The sequence below is a fragment of the Pseudomonas proteolytica genome (assembly GCF_007858275.1).
In the GTDB taxonomy this organism is placed as follows: domain Bacteria; phylum Pseudomonadota; class Gammaproteobacteria; order Pseudomonadales; family Pseudomonadaceae; genus Aquipseudomonas; species Aquipseudomonas proteolytica.
Window position 1 is genome coordinate 227324 of the sequence record NZ_VFEV01000002.1, and the last position, 21912, is coordinate 249235.

General features: G+C 58.5%; 20 protein-coding genes and 2 pseudogenes. 12 read left to right on the forward strand and 10 right to left on the reverse strand.

Annotated elements, in window-relative coordinates:
* Positions 1 to 6: 6 nt before the first annotated feature.
* The 5 genes from FIV38_RS02585 to FIV38_RS02605 all read left to right on the forward strand — a co-directional run bounded on the left by FIV38_RS02585 (position 7) and on the right by FIV38_RS02605 (position 4698).
* Positions 7 to 765 (forward strand): SDR family NAD(P)-dependent oxidoreductase, encoded by a 759-nt coding sequence (locus FIV38_RS02585; protein WP_017737792.1) that lies wholly within the window; start codon positions 7 to 9, stop codon positions 763 to 765.
* A 49-nt stretch (positions 766 to 814) separates the two neighbouring features.
* On the forward strand, positions 815 to 1603 hold the full coding sequence (locus tag FIV38_RS02590; protein ID WP_092231344.1) for a sterol desaturase family protein: 789 nt from the start codon (positions 815 to 817) through the stop codon (positions 1601 to 1603).
* Between the two features lie 71 nt (positions 1604 to 1674).
* Entirely contained in the window at positions 1675 to 3117 is a 1443-nt protein-coding gene (locus tag FIV38_RS02595; protein WP_017737790.1) for an aldehyde dehydrogenase family protein, read from the forward strand.
* A gap of 20 nt (positions 3118 to 3137) precedes the next feature.
* The gene (locus tag FIV38_RS02600; RefSeq protein WP_017737789.1) at positions 3138 to 4091 is read left to right on the forward strand and encodes a LysR family transcriptional regulator; all 954 of its coding nucleotides are present in this window, start codon (positions 3138 to 3140) and stop codon (positions 4089 to 4091) included.
* Entirely contained in the window at positions 4075 to 4698 is a 624-nt protein-coding gene (locus tag FIV38_RS02605; protein WP_026136920.1) for a UbiX family flavin prenyltransferase, read from the forward strand. The genes FIV38_RS02600 and FIV38_RS02605 overlap by 17 nt, the downstream gene beginning before the upstream one ends.
* Positions 4699 to 4714: 16 nt before the next feature.
* Here the strand turns inward: FIV38_RS02605 and FIV38_RS02610 are convergent, their stop codons facing one another.
* Positions 4715 to 5494, reverse strand: coding sequence for an alpha/beta fold hydrolase (locus FIV38_RS02610; RefSeq protein ID WP_017737787.1), 780 nt, complete (start codon positions 5492 to 5494; stop codon positions 4715 to 4717).
* 90 nt (positions 5495 to 5584) lie between these two features.
* Here FIV38_RS02610 and FIV38_RS02615 point away from each other — a divergent pair, with 90 nt between their 5' ends.
* Together FIV38_RS02615 and FIV38_RS02620 are read left to right on the forward strand one after the other, a co-directional pair.
* Complete coding sequence (locus FIV38_RS02615; protein ID WP_092231341.1) at positions 5585 to 6556, forward strand: XdhC family protein; 972 nt, start codon at positions 5585 to 5587, stop codon at positions 6554 to 6556.
* A gap of 186 nt (positions 6557 to 6742) precedes the next feature.
* A complete protein-coding gene (locus FIV38_RS02620) occupies positions 6743 to 7597 on the forward strand; it encodes a helix-turn-helix transcriptional regulator (protein ID WP_092231338.1) in 855 nt (284 codons plus the stop codon).
* A 103-nt stretch (positions 7598 to 7700) separates the two neighbouring features.
* Here FIV38_RS02620 and FIV38_RS02625 read toward each other — a convergent pair whose 3' ends face one another.
* Positions 7701 to 7991: a DUF6388 family protein gene (locus FIV38_RS02625; RefSeq protein WP_017737784.1), complete on the reverse strand. Its 291-nt coding sequence runs from the start codon at positions 7989 to 7991 to the stop codon at positions 7701 to 7703.
* 70 nt (positions 7992 to 8061) lie between these two features.
* On the reverse strand, positions 8062 to 8313 hold the full coding sequence (locus FIV38_RS30205; protein WP_232243876.1) for an SPOR domain-containing protein: 252 nt from the start codon (positions 8311 to 8313) through the stop codon (positions 8062 to 8064).
* Between the two features lie 997 nt (positions 8314 to 9310).
* On the opposite strand from FIV38_RS30205, the gene FIV38_RS02635 reads away from it, so the two are divergent.
* Positions 9311 to 10618 carry an OprD family porin gene (locus tag FIV38_RS02635; RefSeq protein WP_092231335.1) on the forward strand — a complete coding sequence of 436 codons (1308 nt, stop codon included), beginning with the start codon at positions 9311 to 9313 and terminating at the stop codon, positions 10616 to 10618.
* A gap of 152 nt (positions 10619 to 10770) precedes the next feature.
* Here the strand turns inward: FIV38_RS02635 and FIV38_RS02640 are convergent, their stop codons facing one another.
* The 3 genes from FIV38_RS02640 to FIV38_RS02650 all read right to left on the reverse strand — a co-directional run bounded on the left by FIV38_RS02640 (position 10771) and on the right by FIV38_RS02650 (position 13374).
* Entirely contained in the window at positions 10771 to 11790 is a 1020-nt protein-coding gene (locus tag FIV38_RS02640) for a zinc-binding alcohol dehydrogenase family protein (protein WP_017737781.1), read from the reverse strand.
* 10 nt (positions 11791 to 11800) lie between these two features.
* Positions 11801 to 12094 (reverse strand): putative quinol monooxygenase, encoded by a 294-nt coding sequence (locus tag FIV38_RS02645; RefSeq protein ID WP_017737780.1) that lies wholly within the window; start codon positions 12092 to 12094, stop codon positions 11801 to 11803.
* Between the two features lie 188 nt (positions 12095 to 12282).
* On the reverse strand, positions 12283 to 13374 hold the full coding sequence (locus FIV38_RS02650; protein ID WP_026136919.1) for an NADH:flavin oxidoreductase/NADH oxidase: 1092 nt from the start codon (positions 13372 to 13374) through the stop codon (positions 12283 to 12285).
* 85 nt (positions 13375 to 13459) lie between these two features.
* Here FIV38_RS02650 and FIV38_RS02655 point away from each other — a divergent pair, with 85 nt between their 5' ends.
* The gene (locus tag FIV38_RS02655; protein WP_017737778.1) at positions 13460 to 13774 is read left to right on the forward strand and encodes an ArsR/SmtB family transcription factor; all 315 of its coding nucleotides are present in this window, start codon (positions 13460 to 13462) and stop codon (positions 13772 to 13774) included.
* Positions 13775 to 13804: 30 nt separating this feature from the next.
* On the opposite strand, the gene FIV38_RS02660 is transcribed toward FIV38_RS02655, so the two are convergent.
* Positions 13805 to 14713 carry a LysR family transcriptional regulator gene (locus tag FIV38_RS02660; protein ID WP_034113320.1) on the reverse strand — a complete coding sequence of 303 codons (909 nt, stop codon included), beginning with the start codon at positions 14711 to 14713 and terminating at the stop codon, positions 13805 to 13807.
* A gap of 122 nt (positions 14714 to 14835) precedes the next feature.
* Between FIV38_RS02660 and FIV38_RS02665 the strand changes: the two genes are divergently transcribed.
* The 3 genes and pseudogenes from FIV38_RS02665 to FIV38_RS30210 all read left to right on the forward strand — a co-directional run bounded on the left by FIV38_RS02665 (position 14836) and on the right by FIV38_RS30210 (position 16535).
* A complete protein-coding gene (locus FIV38_RS02665; RefSeq protein WP_017737776.1) occupies positions 14836 to 15579 on the forward strand; it encodes an SDR family oxidoreductase in 744 nt (247 codons plus the stop codon).
* Between the two features lie 67 nt (positions 15580 to 15646).
* Positions 15647 to 16138 (forward strand): annotated as a pseudogene (locus FIV38_RS02670) (LysR family transcriptional regulator); the annotation flags it as partial.
* A gap of 76 nt (positions 16139 to 16214) precedes the next feature.
* Positions 16215 to 16535: a hypothetical protein gene (locus FIV38_RS30210; protein ID WP_017737775.1), complete on the forward strand. Its 321-nt coding sequence runs from the start codon at positions 16215 to 16217 to the stop codon at positions 16533 to 16535.
* A gap of 277 nt (positions 16536 to 16812) precedes the next feature.
* Here the strand turns inward: FIV38_RS30210 and FIV38_RS02680 are convergent.
* The 3 genes and pseudogenes from FIV38_RS02680 to FIV38_RS02690 form a co-directional block, all read right to left on the reverse strand.
* Positions 16813 to 17700: pseudogene (locus FIV38_RS02680) on the reverse strand (Mu transposase domain-containing protein); the annotation flags it as partial.
* A gap of 60 nt (positions 17701 to 17760) precedes the next feature.
* Positions 17761 to 20727 (reverse strand): Tn3 family transposase, encoded by a 2967-nt coding sequence (locus FIV38_RS02685; protein WP_026136568.1) that lies wholly within the window; start codon positions 20725 to 20727, stop codon positions 17761 to 17763.
* The gene (locus FIV38_RS02690) at positions 20724 to 21740 is read right to left on the reverse strand and encodes a site-specific integrase (RefSeq protein ID WP_235860936.1); all 1017 of its coding nucleotides are present in this window, start codon (positions 21738 to 21740) and stop codon (positions 20724 to 20726) included. The genes FIV38_RS02685 and FIV38_RS02690 overlap by 4 nt, the downstream gene beginning before the upstream one ends.
* Positions 21741 to 21912: the final 172 nt, after the last annotated feature.

Below are 21912 nucleotides of genomic sequence, written 5' to 3' on the forward strand. Positions count from 1 at the left end.
ATGGCAATGAACAGATTGACCGGCAAGGTCGCTATCGTCACCGGCGCGGCCCAAGGTATCGGCGCCACCTACGCCAAGGCGCTGGCGGCCGAGGGCGCGAAGGTGGTGCTCTGCGATTTGAAGGCGCCTGACGAAACCGCTGCCGCGATCCGCAACAAGGGCGGTACGGCCCTGGCAATCGCTTGCGACGTGACCGACGGTGCCGCGGTGCAAGCCATGGTCGAGGAAGCCGTGGCGCAGTTCAGCGGTGTGCACGTGCTGATCAACAACGCGGCGTTGTTCGCCACCCTGGAACTCAAACCTTTCGAGCAGACCAGCTCGGCGGAATGGGACCGGATCATGGCAGTCAACGTGCGCGGTTCCTTCGAGTGCGCGAAGGCGGTAATGCCGGTGATGCGCCGTCAGGGCTACGGCAAGATCGTCAATATTGCCTCGGCAACGGCTTTCAAAGGCGCGCCGATGATGGCGGCGTATGTCGCGTCGAAGGGCGCGGTGATTGCCCTGACACGCTCGATAGCGCGCGAAGTCGGCGACGCCGGCATCCGCTGCAACTGCCTGGCCCCCGGCCTGACCATGAGCGCCAACGTCCAGGCCAACGCCGCCTGGGCCGGCGACATCGTGCGCAACAACATCGCCAGCCGCTGCATCAAGCGCGAGGCGGTACCGGAAGACCTGGTCGGCGCGCTGCTGTTTCTGGCCAGCGCCGACAGCGATTTCATGAGCGGCCAGACTGTGGTGGTCGACGGCGGCTCGGTGACCCACTGATAGGGGGAGTCCATGCGCAGCCGATATTTCATTGAAAGGGTAAACCGTTATGAATCGTGAACAACAAATCGTTGAGCGTTCGCACGCATACCGCGAGAGCTATCGTGCGTCCACACCCAAGTGGTATCGCGGCGAAATGCACCTGGCTTTCACCCTGCTGTTCACCGGCGGGGTGCTCTGGTACTGCGCCAGCCAGATTGTCGATGCGAGCTGGCAGGAGTGGTTGCTGGTGGTAGTGCCGATGTTCCTGTTCGGCAATTGGGCCGAATGGGCGGGCCACCGTTATTTGCTACACAGCCCGAGGAGCTGGCTCAAGCCGGCCTACAAGCGGCATGTCGCCACCCACCATCAGTTCTTCTCGCACAAGACGCTGGACTATCACGGCCATCAGGATTGGCGCGCTCTGCTGTTTCCCCCATTCGCTCCGGTGTTGTTCGTGATGGCCGCGCTGCCGCTGGCCCTGCTGCTGGGCACGTTATGGACGGCCAACGCCGGCTATATCGCAATGTTGACGATGGCGGCCTACTTCCTGATGTACGAAGGCCTGCACACGCTGTCGCACCTCGAGCATCCGCTGCTCGATGCCATGCCGCTGGTCAACACGGTGCGCCGCATGCATGTCCTGCATCACAACCCGGACTTCATGCACACGCGCAATTTCAACCTGACCTTTCCGATCTGCGATGCACTGTTTGGCACCAGCGACTTGAACAAGGGCGTGCTGGGCACGCTGTTCAATGGCATGTCGGATGCGGCGCGCAAACCCGAGGACCAGGCTCGCGTTGATGCGCAGCAGGTCGAGCGCGCGTCCAAAGCGGCTACCGAACACCAGCTCTGACAGCGACTCAATGAGCGGTCGGTTCTGGTGGTCGACCGCTGCTCGCTGACCCACGGAATACCGGAGGACTCATGCAAAGCAGACATTTCATCGATGGGCAATGGACCGACGCGGGACATTGGGCGGACAGCTTCGACCCGGCCAGCTGCGAGTTGATCGGCCGCTTCGCCGATGGCGGCGAAGCCGAGGCGCAAGCGGCGGTCTCCGCCGCCGCGCGCGCCTTCGCCAACCCGCAGTGGTCACAGAATCCGCGCCTGCGTCAGCAATTGCTGCTGGATTGGGCCGCAGGCCTCAAGGCACGCCAGGAGGAACTGGCGCAGCTGCTCACCCGCGAGAATGGCAAGGCCCTGGTGCAATCGCGCGGCGAGATAGCCGGGGCGATTTCCGAGATTGTCTATTATGCCGGTCTGGCCCGACACAATCCCGGCCATGTGATGGAGGTGGCGCCTGGCGAGTTCTCCAACATGCTGCGTGAACCGGCCGGGGTCGCGGGGCTGATCATTCCATGGAATGCCCCGGCGGTGCTGCTGGTGCGCGCCCTCGCCCCGGCATTGGCGGCCGGCTGCACCGCGGTGATCAAGCCGGCGCCGCAGACCGCGCTATTCAACGCGGCCATGCTCGAGCCGCTATTCGCCCTACCGGGCCTACCGGCCGGCGCGGTCAACCTGTTCGCTGAAACTGGGCATGTCGGCGCGGCGTACCTGGTGGCTTCGCCGCTGGTAGATGTGCTCAGCTTTACTGGCTCCACCGCAACCGGCCAGCGCATCATGCAAGACGCCGCAGCGACCATGAAGAAGCTGTCCCTTGAACTCGGCGGCAAATCCTGTTGCCTGGTCTTCGAGGATACCGACGTCGAGGCTATCGCACCGAAACTGGCGGCAGCAGCAACCATCATTTCCGGCCAACAGTGCACCGCCGCACGGCGCGTGCTGGTGCAGGCCAGCCGTTTTGCCGAGATGAAACGTGCGCTCAGTGCCGCGCTCGGCGAAATCCGCCTGGGCCACGGTTTGGAGGCGGCGACGCAAATGGGCCCGCTGATCGACTGGCAGTCGCGCGACAAGGTCGAGAGGCGCATCGCCGAGGCGCTGGACTGTTGCGACGAGGTGCTGCTGGCCGGCGGCCGCCCGGATGGCGCGCTGAGTCAGGGCGCCTTCCTCGCCCCTGCACTGATCGCCCACCGCGACAGCGGCGCGTTCTTCTGCCAGGAGGAAATCTTCGGCCCGTTGCTGGTGCTGGAGTCCTTCGAAGATGAAGCCGAGGCAGTAGCGCGCGCCAACCATACCGAGTTCGGTCTGTCGGCGAGTGTCTGGACCGGGCAGGGCGCTCGCGCCTGGCGTGTCGCTCGGGCACTGCGCAACGGTACGGTGTGGCTGAACGACCACAACAAATTGTTCGCCGAGGCGGAAACCGGTGGCTACCGCAAGAGCGGCCTGGGGCGCTTGCATGGCGTCGATGCGCTGCTGGATTTCAGCGAGCTCAAACACATTTATCAGAACGTCGGCACGCTCGGTTGAGCGCGCACGCGAGGGTGACCATGGAGCTGCGCCATCTGAAGTATTTTACCTGCCTTTATGAGGAAGGCTCCGTCACCCGGGCTGCGCAGCGCTTGAATATCGTGCAACCGGCGTTGTCGATGCAGATCGCCAGGCTTGAGGAAGAACTCGGGCAGACGTTGTTCGAGCGCAGCTCCAAGGGCATGGCGCCGACCGAGGCCGGCGATCAGGCTTATCGTTTGTTCATGCCGATTCTTGGCCAGCTGCTGGCGGCGCGTCAGGCCCTGATCGACCGTAGCGGCCAGATCGGCGGACGCATCAGTGCCGGGCTGATCGCGTCTGCCGCCAACAACGCGTTGGCCAGCACCCTGGCGCATTTCGTCGAGCATCAGCCACAGGTTGAATTGAGCGTCACCTCGGGCTACAGCCAGGAGTTGATCGCGAAGGTCCTGACCGGCGTGCTGGATTTCGCGGTCATCAACCAAAGCTTTCAGCATGAGCACCTGATCGGCCACGACATTTTCGATGAGGAGCTACTGGTCGCCACCGGTGCAGCCAATCGCCTTAACGGAGCGTTGCCCTTGCCGTTGGCCAGTCTGGCGGGATTCAAACTGGTGCTGCCCTCGCGTCGTCACGGGCTGCGTATGGTCATCGACCAGCACCTTGCCGCCCAGGGCATTGAAGTCACCCCGCAGTTGGAGGTGGACGATCTGGCGGTCATTGAGGACTTCTTGCGTCGCAGCGACTGGGTCAGCGTGCTGCCGGCAACCGTCTTGCATCGCGGATTGCACGAAGGCGCGTTGCGCGCCTATCCGCTGGCCGCGCCGGGGATCAGCCGGCGCATGGTCTGTGTGCACGACGCCCGTCGACCACTGACCCCGGCGGCAATGCTGTTCATCGAGATGATCGGCAAAACCATGACCACCGCACTCGACGCCATCCATTTCTACAAAGAAGGCCCGATAGAGGAAGGCGACCATGAGCGTTCCCAGTAATAGCCGGCCGCAGCGGCTGATCGTAGGAATTTCCGGTGCCTCCGGCGCCGTTTATGGCGTACGTCTACTGGAGCTGTTGCGCGACACGCCGATTGAAACCCATCTGGTGGTCAGCAAGTCGGCGCTGATTACTTTGGCCCATGAAACCGAGATGTCCTGGTCTCAGATCAAGACCCTTGCTGACGTTAGCTACATCAATCAGGACATCGGCGCGGCAATTGCCAGTGGCTCGTTCAAAACCATGGGCATGATCATCGCGCCGTGTTCGATACGCAGCCTGTCAGAAATTGCCAGCGGCGTGACCTCAACGCTGCTGACCCGCGCCGCCGACGTGGTGCTCAAGGAGCGCCGGCGCCTGGTGCTGATGGTTCGCGAGACGCCACTGCACCGCAATCACCTGCGCAGCATGACCGAGTTGGCTGAACTCGGTGCGGTGATCGCGCCGCCAGTGCCTGCGTTCTATGCCAAGCCGACCAGCCTGGATGACATGATCGATCACACTGTAGGAAGGGTGCTGGATATGTTCGATATCGAACTGGGTGTCGTCCGTCGCTGGCGCGAACGACCGGAGCGCGTAGCAACGCTGGATGAGGTGATCGATGGTTGAGTCACATTCGGGGCATTCAGGCGGGGAGGCGCTCCAGGAATTCGCAGATCAGCTGCAAGGTCCGCTCGGTCGCTTCGGTCTGGGGAAAGTGCCGGCAGTTATCCAGCAACACACAGCGGCACGGCCCAGGCACCTGTCGCTGGATGACCATCAGTTGCTCGGGCGTGGCGTAGTGGTCTTCGCGACCCTGAATGACCAGCAGCGGCCTTTCGATATAAGCCAACTGCGCTTCGAGATCGTCCAAGGAAAAGTCCGGGTGCAACCAGCTGTCGCTCCAACCGTGAAAGGCGCCGTCGACATTGGTCCCATGGTGGCGTGCCAGGCGTTCGCGCAATTCGCCCTGATGCCAAACCTCGGTGGTATGGCGAATGCCATCGAGGCTCTCGGTCTCGACAATCACGTGAGGCGCCAGTGCAATGCTGCCCAATACGCGGGGATCATTGGCGGCGGCATAGGCGAGGACAATGGAGGCGCCGTCACTGTGACCGAGCAAAACCACTTGCGGCAGTTGCAAGGCATCGAGCAATTGCCGCAGTTCACGAGGGCCGTCGCTGCTCAGGTAGTTCAGCGGACGCGGCAGGGTTACCGGGCTCGATTGCCCATAACCCTGACGACTGTAGGTGACCACACCGCAACCGCTGGCCTGGGCCAGGCGCTGGGGGAAGTCTTTCCATTGATCGGCGCTGCCGAGGCCTTCGTGCAACAGCACAAGCGTCGGTCGCGATGGGTCAGCCGCAGGAATTTGGCGATATTCCAGGCGCAGCGGCCCAAGTTGCAGAAATTGTTGTGGCGACATGTTGAATCAACGATTGAACAAGGTTGCTCGCAGGTTACCGTAAACGTAACCCTGTCTGCAGCACCACGCTTTGCTTGAGGTACAGAAAACATGCGTCATCTCGATGTTCAGGTGATCGACCAGGCACTGCAATGGGCTCGCGCCGGGCAGGCCCAGTGGCTGTGTACGGTGCTCTCCACCTATGGCTCGGCGCCGCGTGCGCCGGGGGCGATGCTGGTGACCAATGGCTCGGGCGAACACGTCGGCTCGCTGTCGGGTGGCTGCGTCGAGGAGGAGTTTCTCGAAAGCCTGACGCGCGGTGAATTACGCGAACCGGCGCAGATCGTCAGTTATGGCGACAGCGTCGAGCAACGCCACCGTCTGCGATTACCCTGTGGTGGCGTGCTGATCGTGCTGGTCGAGCACCGCGCTGCGAGTCTCGAATGGATCGAGCACCTGGAGAGTCTGCAAGCGGCGTTACTGGGTCAGCGGCGTCTGCTGCGCCATGTCGAGTTGAGCAGCGGAGCCTTGCGCCTGGACGCAGACATCGGACACGGCAGCGAGCGGGTGCAAGTCGTCGACGAGACGGTGCGCATCAGTGTTGGCCCTGCGTTGCGACTGATTCTGGCCGGGCTGTCGCCGGTCGCTGAAGTTTGCGCCAGTTTCGCCCGCGCCATCGGCTGCGAAGTCATCGCCTGCGACCCCCGGGATGAGATGCAGCATGTGCAGCTCGAAGGCGTGGAGATGCAACGCGTGCTGCCCTCGATGTACATCGCCGCTGGTGGTTGCCATGCGGCGACTGCGGTGGTGGCGCTGACTCACGATCCTCGAATCGATGATCTGGCGCTGATGGAAGCGGTTCACACCCCGGCGTTTTACATCGGTGCCATGGGTTCTCAGGCAACCTCGGCCAAGCGCGCCGAGCGGCTCAAGCGCATCGGTGGTCTGACGGATGAACAGATTGCCCGTTTGCACATGCCCATCGGCCTCGATCTGGGCAGCAAGGCCCCGGCGGAGATCGCTCTGGCGGTGGTGGCCGATATCCTGCGCGCTTATCACGGCAAAGAACGCCATGCCTTGTAAGGCGGTTTTTCCGACGAACGTGGGGGCTGCGAAAGTCGAGGTAGACGCTCGGTCATTCGCGCGCGATAGTGGCCAGCCAAGTCTGGCTGAACCATGGACCGATCGACGGGCTTGAGAAATAGATAAGCGCCCCGATGATATGCATTGAGGCCGATAACAATATCGGTTCAAGCGAGGAGGAATCTGATGTCGATTGCCCAACGGGTTTTCCACGGCAGGTTTGGCCGGGTCGCCTTGCTGAATATGGATCATTCGCTGGTCACCCATACCCATTCCGAATGCCATGTGCTGGTCAAAGTGTCCGGCGAGGATACTTACTTCAACGTTAACGGTCGACGGGTTCCGCTCAGTGATCGCACCGCGGTGTTGGTCAACGCCTGGGAGCCGCATTTCTACGATCCGCAGCCGGGTGCCGGTGCCACGCTAATCCTGGCGCTTTACATAGAGCCCGCCTGGCTGGCCACTGCCCAGCAATCGCTGGCGCTCAGCGGTCGGCCGGACTTTTTTGCCCAATCATGCATCGAGCTGTCGAGTCGAAATCGCACTCTGGCCGACATCCTGGTCGCCGAAGCGCATGGTTGTGGGATCGTGCCGAAAGAGCGTTTGGAGTTCATGCTGTTCGACTTCCTGATCGAACTGATCGAGGACTTTTCCAGCTGGCGGCATTTGTCGCTACTGGGTGCGCCCAACACAGGTGAGTTCCGGGATGCGCGCGTGCGCCGTGGCACCGCCTGGTTGCTTGAGCACCTCGATGATCCGAACCCGATCGACAACGCCGCGCGGGCCTGTGGTCTGTCTCGGGCACACTTCTTTGCGCTGTTCAAGAAAGACACCGGCATGACCCCGACCCTGCTGCTTAACGACGCGCGCATGCGCCGGGCTTTTGCCTGGCTGGAGCGTGAGCGCAGTGGCACGTTGGGCCTGTTGTCTGAGAACCTCGGGTTCTCCGAGCAAGGTCATTTCACACGGGTTTTCCGTCAGCACATCGGCGCTTCCCCCAGCCAGTATCGGCGTGTGGTTGATAGTTATACGGCGGTTTGAACCGAGAGGAGGGCGGGAGTATTGGGTAATGCTCCCGCCGATGAAGTTAGTCTTTCATCTTGAAACTCTGAGCTTTTAAAGGTTACGAAATTTGTAGCGTCTATTAATTGTCCATAAAGTCATAAATCTCTTTCATGCGTTCTTCGCGCATCAATTCAAGTTCTTCCTTGGTTTCGGCCGCCCACTGCAGGATGAAGTCCCAGCAATCGCAGCCGTGCGCGTCGGCTTCTGCTTCAAATGCTTCTTTCAGAAATTTAAGGCGATATTCTTCTGGCGAGAGCCCGCAGTTTTCAGCGAGGCTGTAATTCAGCTCGCTGAGTTCAAGCTGAATCCATAGATTGGCGTCCAGGAATTTCTTCAGGGCAAGTTCAGCTCTAAGTTCTTTTGCGATCATGAATGCTCTCTTGTGGCATGCAATAAGTAGCTGGTTGTTCAAGGTCGGCCCAGCGCTAAATTGGACTATGTCAATTTCCTGCCATCATCCATCCTCGAACGCCATGACTTTCACTCAGCTCTTTCACGACTCGAGCCGCGTCCTGCTTATGTTTATATGGGCCTATGACGACAAAATTGTTTTCTTTACGCGCTACCGGCAACTCCAGTTGCTGAATGGCTTTTAGTGCGCGATGGCGGCTGGGCGTATTCAATGCGGGCGTGAATTCGTCGGGAAGATTTGTACTGATTTCTGTCGCAAACTTTATTAGCGATGTCGTCAAATTCTTGCTCGAAGTCTGTCACTTTTTGCTGGATGTATGAATTGTCGACGTTATTTTCACAAGTTGGTCCTGTGGACGTGTAGGTCCATAGTAGAGCTGATAGTTGCCCTAAAACGCCAGTTACCAGTAAGCCCAAGCCAAGCTTTCGCACGGCGCCCTCTCCAAATCAAGTGAATAGTTATTTGTGCCATTTCTTTTTATAAAGAAAGGTTTTATTTCTGATCCTGAGATGGTCTGAGTTCTCGAGCGCGTCAGTGTGCCCAAGCGCCAAAATTAGTTGGCTGCTTTTTGTTGTTTTAAAGAACATCGGGCGTGCACTTTATAGACTACTGATTCACGAAAAAGGCTCAGATAGTCGAAAAAAACCATGTCAGAATGGGAGAGGTTAATCCTATGAAATACTTGTATTTAAGATAAATATCGTGGCCAAAGTGCCTTGTGGAAAACCGCGAAGGATCTGCATTCGCCACTTATGTGATGAACGCTCAAAATTAAAAAGTTATAGAGCCCGGTCGCTATCCATAAAGTCATCGAAGTCGTCGAACATGACCGGAATTGTGTCGGGTCCCAGCCCCTTAAATCAGACGCAAAGACAAATTTCCAGACTTCGGCGCAAAACTCCATCTCCCCAGGCAAAGCGCTCCCTGCGCCTTTCACACACACTTGGCTCTAGCGCTCTCGCGCTGTAAAACAACAAGAGCCACGAAAAATGACCAGATTCCCACCTGCTATCGAAAGCCAGACCGGCCATATCGGCGCCCTACGGGTACGCTACATGCGACGATCATCCGTTCACCTCATGCTCATGTGCAGATCACCTCGGTGGTTTTTTCCAACGCGCTGCCATGGAGCAGGATGTTCAGAAGAATAAAATGGCGTGCCAATTATTGGGCTAGTTGAAATTGACTAAGTACCGGTCCTTCGTGTGCGTTGCGTTGACCTCTAAGATTTTGCGTTGCTTCTATTACTTTAAAATAACAAATGGAGCGCTATACAATTGAGTAGGAAAAAAATTGCTGCAAGTTCGGTGTTTCTTGGTATCACCCTGAGTGCACAGGCGTATGCTGACTTTCTAAGTGATAGCAAGGCCACCTTGGGGATGAGGAACTTCTACTTCAATAACGACAACCGCGATGGCACTGCCGCCCCTTCCAAAACCGAAGAATGGGCGCAGGGTTTCATGTTGGGCTTCAAATCGGGTTATACCGATGGCATGGTTGGCTTTGGTGTCGATGGCCTGGGATTGCTGGGGGTTACCCTGGACAGCGGCAAAGGACGGCATGTCGGCAGCACCATGATGCCTTCTGACAGTGACAACCGTGCCGTCGACGAGTGGAGCCGGGTGGGGCTGACCGGAAAAGTCAAAATGTCGAAAACTGAACTTCGCTACGGCACCTTGATTCCGAAACTCCCAATTCTGGTTGCCAACGATGGGCGCGTACTTCCACAAACCTTCGAGGGCGGTCAAATCACCTCGAGCGAGTTCAAGGGGCTGACCTTGACTGGAGGTCGGATCGAACATGCGACAGGGCGTGGTTCAAGCGATCAGACGGGGTTGGCCGTTGCTGGTGGTACGCGTGAGAGCAATCAGTTTGACTTCGCCGGGGGCGATTGGAGTGTCACAAAGGATCTGACAGCTCAGTACTACTACGCAAACCTCGATAACTACTATACGCAGCATTTTTTTGGATTGATTCACACCCTTGCGCTCTCGGACAATCAGTCCCTTAAAACCGACCTGCGCTACTTCAAAACTGACTCGTCAGGTGCAAATAGCTCCGGTACGTCAGGCTACAGAATTAATGGCTACACCAAAAACGGTGATGGAGAGATCGACAACCGTACCTGGAGTGCCGCGTTGATTTACACGCTGGGTGGCCACGCGATTACTGCGGGGTACCAAAGTGTGTCGGATGGCAGCAACTTCACTCAACTCAATCAGGGCAGCCTGATAGACAAGGGCGCCGGTGGAGCAAGCCTGTATCTGTATACAGACCGCCTGATCCAAACGTTCACCCGCGCAGGCGAGCGCACAGCTTTCGGTCAGTATGCTTACGACTTTGCCGCTCTGGGAGTTCCTGGCCTGAAAGGCTCGGTCATGTACCTCTCCGGCGATAATATTAAAACTACGTCCGGCGACAACCAAAAGGAATGGGAAAGAGACATTAGCCTGGACTACGTCCTTCAGTCCGGAGCGCTTAAAGGTGTCGGGTTCGGCTGGCGTAACGGCAAGTCCAACAGCGAAGCGGCTCGTAACGTAGATCAGAACCGAGTTTTTGTAAGCTATAGCATTCCGCTTCTCTAACGAGTGTCATGAGGACGAATAGCCGCTTTCAGTCCGGCCACGCTGAGGAAGGCACCCGATAACACGGGTGCTTCTGTGCAGGATTATCCGCCCGACGCTCAGGACATTAGGTAGGTGGTGCAGCCGGTTTGATTTATTTTGTCTACGCCCTCTTAGAAGCCTTCCAGCACGATCTTGCCCTTCGCCTTGCCGCTTTCCAGCAGAGCATGGGCTCGACGAAGATTTTCTGCGCTGATGCGCCCGTAGTTTTCGCCAACGGTGGTGCGCAAGTCACCCGCATCAATGCGCCGCGCAATTTCGTTGAGGATGTTGTGCTGCTCTTGCATGTCCTCTGTCTCGTAAAGCGAGCGGGTGTACATCAGCTCCCAGTGCAACGACAGGCTCTTGCGCTTGAGCGGTACGGCGTCAAGCGTGGCCGGGTCATCGATCAGGCCCAGCTTGCCCTGAGGCTTCAGTGATTCGATGATTTGCTCGTAGTGCCGATCGGTCTGGGTCAGGCTAGCGACATGGCTGACTTGTGCGATACCGATGCGCTTGAGCTCCTCGCTGAGTGGCTTGGTATGGTCGATGACATGATGCGCACCAAGCTCGGTGACCCAGGTCTGGGTTTCAGGGCGCGAAGCCGTACCAATGATCGTCAACCCGGTTAGCTGACGCGCCAGCTGAGTCAGGATTGAACCCACCCCGCCTGCAGCGCCGATGATCAGCAGCGTTTCGCCCCGGTCGGTGGTATCGCGTGCAACACCGAGGCGATCAAACAGCAATTCCCAAGCGGTCAAGGAAGTCAGTGGCAATGCCGCAGCCTCGCTGAAATCCAGCGACTGGGGTATTGAGCCGACGATACGCTCGTCCACCAGTTGCAGCTCACTGTTGCTGCCCGGGCGGATCAGCGATCCGGCGTACCAGACCCTGTCACCGGGCTTGAAGAGCGTTACGTCGCTGCCGACCGACTTGACCACGCCGGCAGCGTCCCAACCGAGGATGCGCGGCTGGCTTTCGTCCTCGTGCGGTACGTAGCCCTGCCGCACCTTGGTATCGACAGGATTGACCGATACGGCCTTTACCTCTACGAGCAAGTCGCGCGGCCCCGGCACTGGCTCGGGTATATCGATCTCCACCAAGGCGTCGGGATGTTCAATAGGCAGGCATTTGAAGTGTGCAATGGCTTTCATTCGAAGATCCTCAGGAGATGCGATACATTTTCGTGATGGTGAGCTTTTCAGCAGCGCGTTCGATGAAAGGGAGCGCTGCCTGAAAATGCGGTGTCGCTTCGTGAGCAGTCAGCGCCGCTTCGTCCCGCCACTGCTCGATCATGTGGAAAGTGCGAGCCTGCTCGGCATCACGGTGGAAATCGTACTGGATGCAGTCCGCTTCGCTTCGGCTTGGGCCTTGCAGGCCCTGCAGCGTCTGCTCGAGCTCGACTTCGAAGCCGGCCTTGGCGACCAAGGTGGCAATCAGTGTCAGAGGGGTGGTCATCAAACCTCCTGTCTGTGTGCGATATGAAGAGGGAGCATTGGCTGGCACGGGTGTATCGAAGATGTCCATGCCGGCCATGCGGCCAAAAACCTGAATCCGGGTGAGAGCGCGACAACAATCTTGCCCACTTGGGCATTCGACCAAGTTGATAGCCCTAAGGCCACGCGAGCGCTCTCGCTCCGGCGGGATCACCTGTAGCGTTCAAGCCAATGGGCATAGGGAGCGGGCAAGGTCCAGGCAGCACGCTCTACACCCAGCGCCTGGGCGGCTGAATAGGACCAGTTAGGATTGCCCAGGTGCGCCCGGCCAATCATCGCCAGGTCCAGTTGACCACTTCTCACCGCTTCTTCGGCGACGCTCGGCGTGCCGAAGCCCCATGCCGAGGCCACCGCAATCCCCGTCTCGCGCCGTACCCGCTGGGTAACTTCGCCCATGAAACCGGGGGCCCAAGGAATGTTGGATTCAGGGATGGTGAACCCGATACTGACGCTGAGCAAGTCCAAACCACCGTCCTTGAAACGACGTGTCAGTTCGATAGCCTCTGACAAGGTCTGTTCATCCCGGCCGTCGTATTCGATAACACCCAGGCGAGCGGTCAGCGGCAAGTGCTCTGGCCATACTTCGCGAACCGCCGCCAGTGTTTCCAGCAGAAAGCGGCTACGGTTATCGAAGTTTCCGCCATAGGCGTCGTCACGAAGGTTGGAGTGTTCAGAGAGGAATGACTGGGCCAGATAGCCATGGGCGAAATGCAGCTCTAACCACTCGAAGCCAGCTTCACGTGCACGGCGAGCGGCTGAGACAAAATCCTCGCGCACCCGGGCGATATCCTCCAGCGTCATGGCTTTCGGCTGCTTGGCGAGCTGAGCGCCAAAGGCAACAGCCGACGGGGCGATGGTCTGCCAGCCACGCGAATCATCCTCGCCGATATGATCGTCACCTTCCCAAGGACGGTTCGCACTGGCCTTGCGCCCCGCGTGGGCAATCTGGATACCTGGCACTGCGCCGGCAGCCTTGATCGATTGCACCACCGGCACGAAGGCACGGGCGAGCTCATCATTCCAGATACCAGCGCAGCCAGGCGTGATCCGTCCTTCGGGTGACACGGCAGTCGCCTCGACGACCACCAGTCCTGCGCCGCCACGCGCGAGGGTGGCATAGTGCACAGTGTGCCAATCGTTGATCAGGCCATCATTGGCCGAGTACATGCACATGGGGGGAATCGCGATCCGGTTGCGAAGGGAGACATCCTTGAGCGTGAAAGGTTGGAACAGCGCAGACATTAGGTTTTTCTCCGAGGGATACTATTTCTCTTGTTCGATAATATTCGAACTATTGACATAGAGCAAACCCGTGTATGATTCGCTCATGCGCCCCTTCAAACACCTTCCTCTCAGTGAATTCGTTCTTGAGCGTCTGTTTTACGCCTTGAGCGACCCTGTACGCCTGGAGATTGTCCGGCGCCTCGCCGAGCTGGGAGAGGCCAGCTGTGGCGAGCTGGACGGTGGCCGTGCGAAGTCCACCATGTCCCACCATTTCCGGGTGCTGCGAGATGCCGGACTGGTTCAAACCCAGACCATCGGCACGACCCACATGAACTCGTTGCGTAGGGAAGACTTGAGTCACCGTTTTCCGGGCCTGCTGGAAACGATCCTGTCCCAGTACGACGAAAAAGGAAGATGAGGCTCACGGGTGTTTTTCCACCCAACTCTTTCAGCGCGCGCTCTGCGCAAAAACACGCGGATCTGAGAAGCAGTTGACCAGGTGGTCGTACACCAGCCTCACTCTCGGTGCCACGGGCCCTGATTGCGGGCGATACATGATCAATTCGGAAGGCGGCGGGGCATCGTGTTGCATGAGCTCGACCAGTCGCCCTTCAGACAGATAGGGTTCTGCCAGATAACCGGGCATTTGCCCAAAGGCGATTCCCGCCAGAACAATCTCTCGCTCGGTTTCTGGATCGTCGCAGGTAAATGCCGGGGAGGCAGGCAGGAACGTTTGCCCCTCGGCAAGCACCCACGGCCAGGGGCGGCCGTTTTTGCGATCGATCAGCATCGACAGGGGCAAGCGTTTCAGATCCTCGATGCTGCCAGGGCATTGCACGGTGTCGAGGAGTGACGGCGCCGCGACGATTTTCAGGTCGACATGGGCCACCGTTCTGGCGATATAGCGCCGATCCCGCACAGCTCCAACACGAATACCGATGTCAATCTTGTTGGCCACCGCGTCGGTGAGCTGGTCATCCAGGCTCAGGTCGATGCTCAGGCCGGGATTCTCCCGCATCAGCGGTTTCAGAAACTCAATCAGATACAGCTTGCCAATGGCGTGGGGGGCCGTGATGCCGACGACGCCTTTTGCCTCCTGTTTACTGTTGGCGATAAACAACTGATCCACCCGTTCCAGGGTTTCCCGGGCTTGCAAGGCGAGTTTGGCACCAAAAGCGGTGACGTGAACCTGCCGCGTGCTGCGGTGGAACAACAGCTCCCCAAGCGTGCGCTCCAGTTCTTTGATGGCGCGTGTCACGGTCTGCGGAGAGGTGCCGAGGCGGGTGGCTGCATCGCGAAACGTGGTCGATTGCGCCGCCACCGAAAAGATCCGAATCAGCTCCATGCGATTGAGCATTGGCGTCAACTCCCGTTCCAGAAAATGGAATTCTCAAATCCGAACTCTTCCATTTTCTGACGAATAAAACCAGCGCAGACTGCACTCATCAACCCAAACAGGTCTCAACAGGAGCGCTGAACATGAGTAAAAACATCCAGGGTAAAGTGGTCGTTATCACCGGTGCGAGTAGCGGTCTGGGCGAAGCAACGGCGCGTCATCTGGCAGCGCTCGGCGCCCATGTAGTGCTTGGCGCCCGTCGCCAGGATCGTCTGGACGCGATTGTCCGGGAGATCGCCGCAGCAGGCGGCAAGGCGATTGCCCATCCGATCGATGTCACAAACAAAGAGGACTTGTCTGCGCTGGTCGCCAAGGCTGTCGAGGCATTCGGTCGCATCGATGTGATGATCAACAATGCAGGGCTGATGGCGATCTCTCCGATTTCGCAGCTGCGCGTCGAAGAGTGGGATCGCATGATCGACATCAACATCAAGGGCGTGTTGTATGGCATCGCGGCCGCGTTGCCGCTTTTCGAACAACAGGCCAGCGGTCACTTCATCAACATCTCTTCGGTTGCCGGCATCAAGGTGTTCAGCCCCGGTGGATCGGTGTACAGCGGTACCAAATTTGCGGTGCGCGCTATTTCCGATGGCCTGCGTCATGAAGTCGGCGGGAATATTCGCACGACGACCATCGAGCCGGGCGCGGTGGATTCCGAGCTCAAGTTCGGCAGCGGGCACCAGCCGAGCGCCGAGGTCGTTGGCGAGTTTTACAAGAAGGCCATCCCGGCTGATTCGGTTGCACGGGCCATCGCTTACGCGATCGAGCAACCTGCCGATGTCGATATCAACGAGATTGTTCTGCGTCCGACGGCGCAAGACTTCTGATAGTTAACCTGTGCCGTTTGTGCCCTTGCGCAAAAGCACGGGCGCGAGCGACTAAGCTTTAGCACTATTGAATACTTCGAATGTCTGGCCTGGAGCCAAACTTCCACGCAAGCCAACCAATATCGGTGATATCAACCCGTTTGTTTTTACCGTGAAGGCGGGAAGCTTTACCGCCGCGGCGATTACACTGGGCATGGACCCGCATTGTTCGCTTGGAGGACCGGATGGGCGCACGGTTGCTCAATCGCACGACGCGCAAACTGAGCCTGACAAACGAGGGGCAGATTGCGTATGAGCGCTGGCGGCAGATTATCGAGGATCTTGATGAGGTCGAGGTGACCATGGTCCGGGCCGTGGGCGGCCGACCGGTACCTTTAAACTCACGGTCCCGCTGTCCTTTGGTCAGCGCCATGTCCTGCCGATCCTTGATGCCTATCTGAAGCAGTGGCCTGAGCTGCACGTGGAGTTGTGGTTTACCGATCGCTTTGTCGACGCCCTTTTTACCACAGATGTAGCCGACTCCACATCCTTCCCAGGAGCGTCATCCCGTTTTTCAACGCCTGTTTCAACCAGAAGCACTCACTATCGGTCCGATTTTGCCGCTGGAAACCCATCCCGGCCGAGCGGCCCCGACCATGCGCGGTCATTTCGAGATGGCGCAACGCGTCGAAGCGCTGGACTTTGGTGCGCTCTGGATGCGTGACATTCTTTTCTACGATCCGGATTATGGCGACGTGGCGCAGATGTTCGAACCGCTGGGCCATCCACAGCCAGCCAAGCGCCTATGCCAACAGCCAGCCGATGATGGTCCTCACCGACACGGCCGTGTTCCCAATAATGTGAATATAAGCAGCTCGCATGTTGTGGTCACGGCTATCCACTTCAAGGTTGTTGTGAGCATGCTCCGTGAATTCGACGGTCCGTTCACTAGATGGCAGAGCAACGGCTACTTTTGAACCCGTGCGGCTCCGGAATTTCGCTGGTGGTTTCCAGAAAGCCGGCTGTCTGCATAGTTAAACACTTGCCGCGAACCGTCCTGGCGTATCGTCGTAACAGTGACATAGCCGGCCGAGAGAATACCATTCATCCGGAAGTCACTGTTGATAGGGGGGGGCGAACCTGTGAAAAGCTTACCATTGACTGGTCTAATCCCATTCAGTCTGGAATCTTCAGCATGCGAACTGTCGACATCCAGCAGGCAAGAATAAACCTGTCCCAGCGTTGATGAGGCTGTCAAAGGATGTCATTCCTGATTTCCAAGTCCGGCAGGCGGCTCTCCTCATCTGTTGTACGGAGTTGGTAATATCGGGACGTGTTGGCAACGGGTGCCACCTTAAGTTGTAGGCTGGTTTCTACGGAGAGCGGCGGTGCAGTGGCGGTGAGTCGGGCGAGAACATTTAGGATGTGATCGGCACTCAGGGCGCCAGACAATCCTCGCAAGCGCCAATCGATTTCGCGCGTGCCGCGCTCAGCGCTTCACACAGGGGGACCGAAGGTCCCGACTCAAGCACCAGTTCTACCGCTACCAGCACCGGGTCGAGACCAGCGATGGGCACAGCAGCCAATACCTACGTCATAATTTGATCACCGTTGCTGTGATGTCTCAGGCCCCGCTTGAGAAGCCGCAACGGAGTGGGCAGATCAGCAAACGGCGTGCCATTGCACAGTGCACTGGGTTTGCGTTCGATGAGTGGGATGTAATGCTGCCAGTCAAAACTGACCTGATCTCGATCAAATAGGCACTCGTGGCTGGCAATCATCGTGTCATCGGCGATGACCCTGATCCGGGAGGGATATAGACGGCTGCTGACCCACTGGCCGACTCGCTCACACGGCACCGAATCGCGATTTCGTGCCACGCAGATCAGGCAGGTGCTGGAGACCCTTACGGTGTGCTCGACGTAGCCATCAAAGGCGGTCGGCATCCATTTCGACCCGCTCCAGCTCCAAAACGTCCGCCACCGTCAGCCCGTTGCACTAGGGGTGTAGCAGCTCGCTCCAGAGCGCACGCACGACAGCGTTGGCCCAGCCAGGCATTCAGTTCCTCGAGGGTGTGGAACATGCAGTTTGAGCGTCAATCCAGATGCGCCGTCGACTGCCTTGAACGTTCTTATCGACAAGAGGGTTGGCCGGGATTCGCACCAAATTCGCCAAAATGCAATTAAGCTTATGATTTAAAAGCTAAAACTGAATCTTGTAGTCAATCGGTTTGATCTTCCGATCGAGGTCCAGGGTGTAGTCGCCGAAACGATTGATATGACTCGTCCGATGCGGCGACAGCGCCTTGAGCACCGCCTCATCCACTGGGTGTCCCTGCCGCTGCAGATCCTTGAGCACCCTTGACATTTCCTGCGCGTTGTGCAGGATCACCAGATTCGCCACTAGGTGGTTGTACTTGATGACTTTGCGCTGCTCATGCCGCACGTTCTCGGCAATGATGCCCTCTCCGCCGAAGAACAGCCACTTAGTGAAGTTGTTGAACTCTTCGCTCTTGTTGGTGGCTGCGTGGATGTTCCGGCGGAGTTCGATATCGTTGATGTAATTCAGCAGGAACATCGTACGCACCACGCGGCCGAGCTCGCGGAAGGCGAAGTACAGCTTGTTTTTCCGGCTGTAGGTCCCCAGTCGGCGCAGGATCATTGAAGGTGTGATCTTGCCGGCTTTGATCGAGATGGCTACTCGAAGCATGTCTGGAACGTGGCGCTCAATCAGCGCCCAGTCGATGGAGGCTCTGAACAGGCTGTTGATATGGCGATAGTGGCTTCCCTTCTCCGGTTTGAAGAAAACGAGCTCCTTGATATTGCGAATTCTCGGCATCAGCTGGATACCGAGCAGATGCGCTAGACCAAACACAGGGGCATTCTGGGCCTGGGTATCACCATGCACGGTGTCCGGCTGAATATCCGAGTCGTTTTTGACCAGGCCATCCAGGATGTAAACCGCCTCGTAGACCCCGCAGGGAATGAAGCGGCTGAACAGGGCGATATACATGTCGGAAACATGGTAGTAGCCGATACCGCCGTAACCACCGTAGCGGATGTGGTACTCGGAAAGCAGATTCTGTTCGTAGACATTCCACTTGGTGCCGTCCGCGGAGGCGGCCTTTCCGCTCCCCCAATATCGCGGCAAGGCAAAGCGGTTGTAGGCGTTGATAGCCGCCACGATGGCCTTGTCAAGCCGCTCTTCGGTGACGTGTTTGAGATTAAGCCAGGCCACTTGTTTGCGACTGAAACCTTTAACCGAACGCGCGGTTTGGGATGCGCCTAGGTTGCAGCCATAGCAGAACAGTGTGGTGATGAAACGCTTACGTGGCTCATCGAGCTTGGCCTCGAAGCCAGAAAGCGGGCCAAACAGGCGGTGCAGGTCAAGCCAACGCTCTGTTTCAGTCAGTACGTCCAAGATGCTTTTGGGTTCGGCGGTTGCCGTGATGGCTTGATCGATGATGGGCAGCTGGGGCGGCGGCTCCCTTCGTTCGGTTCGCCGAATCAGCAGCCCGGATTCAGTCAAATCCACATGCTCGTTATCCGGAAAGTGGTCGTCGACCGTTTGCGCGAGCGCGCTCAACTGGTTGCGCAGGCCTTGGGTGAACGCGGCCGGATTGACGTCCATGCCCACCAGTTCGCCGTAGCGCAGCACTTCCTCCTGATACTCATCCCAGCTCACCAGGTGTTCGCGGTAATCGTCGTATTGATCACTGTGCTCAACGTAGAGGTCGCCGGATTTCAACTCCTGCATAACCTGAGAGAAGATGCAGAGCTCAAAATACTTACGGTGAATCAAGGTCTCACTGCTGGCGGTGTCGCCCTTGGCGAAGATCAGTTTTCGCCACTTTTCGGGCAGCCCCTCCAGCGCCATTTCGGCAAACTCGTCCGCGCCGAGCGTGAGGTATTCGCGGTGGCTGTTGCGATGCCGCTGCAGCCAGTCAACCGCCTGCAACAGCGCGTCGTCCTGCGAGCTGGACTTGAGTGCGAGCACGTCCAGGCACTGAAACAGTAACGAGCGCTTGCTGCGGTATGGCTGCAACATGAACGGATAATAGTTGTTGCCGGCGAAGGCCATGTGCTCATCGCACTGGACGATCCAGGAGGCAGGATCGCCCTCAAGGGTTTCGTCGACCTGTGCGAGTCGCTCATCTGACGGCAAAGGCGCTTGTAGGACGGTGAGCACCTCCCGGAACTGACCGATCAGCCGATCCACCTGCTGGACATGGGTCAGGTGGTACTGCTGCAAGCGTTCTTCGGCAATCCGGTGCAGGCTGCGCAGGGTCTTGATGAAGATTTCGGCCACGTCATCCATGGCCTTCTGCAGTTGCGACTGCACCATGAGCACGGCCAAGGTGTAGCGCTTGTTGGCCTTCATCGCCCGCATTTCGGCGATATCGAGCGCTCGCGCTTCCAGTACCATCTGGGTGCGCTTGCTGATCGCGATATTCGTCAGCAAGGGAAGTCCATCGGCCAGCTCGATCAGTCCGTTGATATGCTTGAGAAAGCTTGCAACCTCACGAGCGCCGGGACGCTTCGGTTCGCGCTTGAGGCCATCCCATGCACTGCGCCCCTGGGGCTCCAATAGCTGATCCAGCCGCGCCGTGGCAGAGGCTGGCAATACATTGGCGACACTCTGATAAATCGACTCGTTGACGCTGGCACGGGCCTGCTGGGCCAGACGGCTGAGCCGTGTAAAACCCGGGAGTTCATAACGGCGGCGAACCAGCTCTTCAATGAGGATGTTGATGATGTCGGGTAGTTCCTGCTTCGAGGTGGCGGCTTGATGAGCGACCTCGTCCAGCCACTGATCGCCCTCGGCATCCAGCACCTGAATGCCCAGATGAACGCGAAGCCGCTGCTGGTGGCGTGGTTTGCTGCCGGATTGGTCGTAACGCTGCAGGGCGACCTTGGCGGGAACTCGCAATCCTGCAAGGCGGCAGATATGTTCAAGGATTGCCGGTGGCGTGGCTGCGAGTGGAAGGAAATAGCCGAGCCGTTGCAGGAGTTTCAGCTGGATCAGGAGGCAGACGCGCGTAGGGGCTTGCCGATACCAGCCAAAGATCAAGACTTTCTCCTGAGGGCCGGGTGTATAAATCGCGCCGAGTTCCTGTGGGCTGAACTCGGTTTTAAGACGCGGATAGGCAGTTTCTTCCGGTCGACTCATGGATCTTGCTGACGCCGTAAGAGCGAGCCTGCCGCGTTTTCTTCGAAGGCGCCGGCCTCCTCGATATAGCCTTGCACGGTGCCGTCATGCCGCCAGCCACCCTGGCGCTTGATCTCGAGAAAGTCAGCACCGGCGCGATGGGCGCTGGTTGCCAGGCCACGGCGCAGGCTGTGGCTGCTCATCTCTGGGGCATGCGACAGACGCGCTTCCTGGGCGCGAGCCGCCAGGATGGCATTGACGCTACCCACGTTCAGCGCAGCAGCCCCGACTACACCCCAGCGGCTGATGCGGCGGAACAGCGGGCCTTGCTCAATCTGAGCGGTATCCAACCAGCACCGCAAAGCCTTGGCTGGGCAGCAGATGTTGTCGCCGTAGCGGATCGCCTTGTCCAAGCCCTGACCCTCCTGGTCGGTCTTGGAGCGCGGCAGCGTGATCCGTAGACCTTCCCGCTCCCACTGCAGGTAGTGCACTTCCAGCATGACCAGTTCGCTGCGTCGGAACGCGCCGAAGTACCCCACCTGTATCAATGCGCTGTCACGCAGCGCCGCGAGCCCGTCGAGCGTGGCCAGGTGCGTCACGATCAGGTCGAGATCTTCCAGCAGTAAGGCTTTGGCTTTCTGCCGCGGGCGCCCGTGCACTCGCTCGATACCGCGCAAGGTCTTGCGTACGGTGGCGCTGGCGGTCGGGTCAGGAAAGCCCTGAAAGCGGTGCCATTGCCCCAGCGCGGTCAGGCGCAGGGACAAAGTGCGCGGGTTCAACGCTTCTGCGAAGGTCAGCAGGTAATGAATCACCGTGGCTTCATCGCACGGCAGCACGCCGCCCCAGGCCTGAAAGTGGCGAATGGCCGAGCGGTAGGTTCGGCGGATGTTGTCGGAGGTGGCGGCCGCGAGAAAGCGCTGGTAGCGCTGGGCCAACTGCTCCGGGGTAGCGAGCGTACCGTTGGTACGCGCAAGGGCTGCTCGCTCGTCGAGCAGTAACGGGGTGGCTATTTCATCGTTATTTCTTGTAGTCATCAAGAAACGCCTGTTTAGGCCGTGCGTACTGCGGATTATAGAAGCGAATGCCGAGCGTGAACGCCTAACTCGCGATAACCGCGCTTATCGTCGGTTCGCCGAGGGTTTCGCCGGGCTGTTCTATTCTGTACTTAAACTGCAGTATTACGTTTTCCATACTACGGTACGAAAA

Coding starts and splice junctions, on each gene's coding strand:
- FIV38_RS02585 (WP_017737792.1), top strand. CDS start 7: ATGAACAGATTGACCGGCAAGGTCGCTATCGTCACCGGCGCGGCCCAA.
- FIV38_RS02590 (WP_092231344.1), top strand. CDS start 815: ATGAATCGTGAACAACAAATCGTTGAGCGTTCGCACGCATACCGCGAG.
- FIV38_RS02595 (WP_017737790.1), top strand. CDS start 1,675: ATGCAAAGCAGACATTTCATCGATGGGCAATGGACCGACGCGGGACAT.
- FIV38_RS02600 (WP_017737789.1), top strand. CDS start 3,138: ATGGAGCTGCGCCATCTGAAGTATTTTACCTGCCTTTATGAGGAAGGC.
- FIV38_RS02605 (WP_026136920.1), top strand. CDS start 4,075: ATGAGCGTTCCCAGTAATAGCCGGCCGCAGCGGCTGATCGTAGGAATT.
- FIV38_RS02610 (WP_017737787.1), bottom strand. CDS start 5,494: ATGTCGCCACAACAATTTCTGCAACTTGGGCCGCTGCGCCTGGAATAT.
- FIV38_RS02615 (WP_092231341.1), top strand. CDS start 5,585: ATGCGTCATCTCGATGTTCAGGTGATCGACCAGGCACTGCAATGGGCT.
- FIV38_RS02620 (WP_092231338.1), top strand. CDS start 6,743: ATGTCGATTGCCCAACGGGTTTTCCACGGCAGGTTTGGCCGGGTCGCC.
- FIV38_RS02625 (WP_017737784.1), bottom strand. CDS start 7,991: ATGATCGCAAAAGAACTTAGAGCTGAACTTGCCCTGAAGAAATTCCTG.
- FIV38_RS02640 (WP_017737781.1), bottom strand. CDS start 11,790: ATGAAAGCCATTGCACACTTCAAATGCCTGCCTATTGAACATCCCGAC.
- FIV38_RS02645 (WP_017737780.1), bottom strand. CDS start 12,094: ATGACCACCCCTCTGACACTGATTGCCACCTTGGTCGCCAAGGCCGGC.
- FIV38_RS02650 (WP_026136919.1), bottom strand. CDS start 13,374: ATGTCTGCGCTGTTCCAACCTTTCACGCTCAAGGATGTCTCCCTTCGC.
- FIV38_RS02655 (WP_017737778.1), top strand. CDS start 13,460: ATGCGCCCCTTCAAACACCTTCCTCTCAGTGAATTCGTTCTTGAGCGT.
- FIV38_RS02660 (WP_034113320.1), bottom strand. CDS start 14,713: ATGCTCAATCGCATGGAGCTGATTCGGATCTTTTCGGTGGCGGCGCAA.
- FIV38_RS02665 (WP_017737776.1), top strand. CDS start 14,836: ATGAGTAAAAACATCCAGGGTAAAGTGGTCGTTATCACCGGTGCGAGT.
- FIV38_RS30210 (WP_017737775.1), top strand. CDS start 16,215: ATGCGCGGTCATTTCGAGATGGCGCAACGCGTCGAAGCGCTGGACTTT.
- FIV38_RS02685 (WP_026136568.1), bottom strand. CDS start 20,727: ATGAGTCGACCGGAAGAAACTGCCTATCCGCGTCTTAAAACCGAGTTC.
- FIV38_RS02690 (WP_235860936.1), bottom strand. CDS start 21,740: ATGACTACAAGAAATAACGATGAAATAGCCACCCCGTTACTGCTCGAC.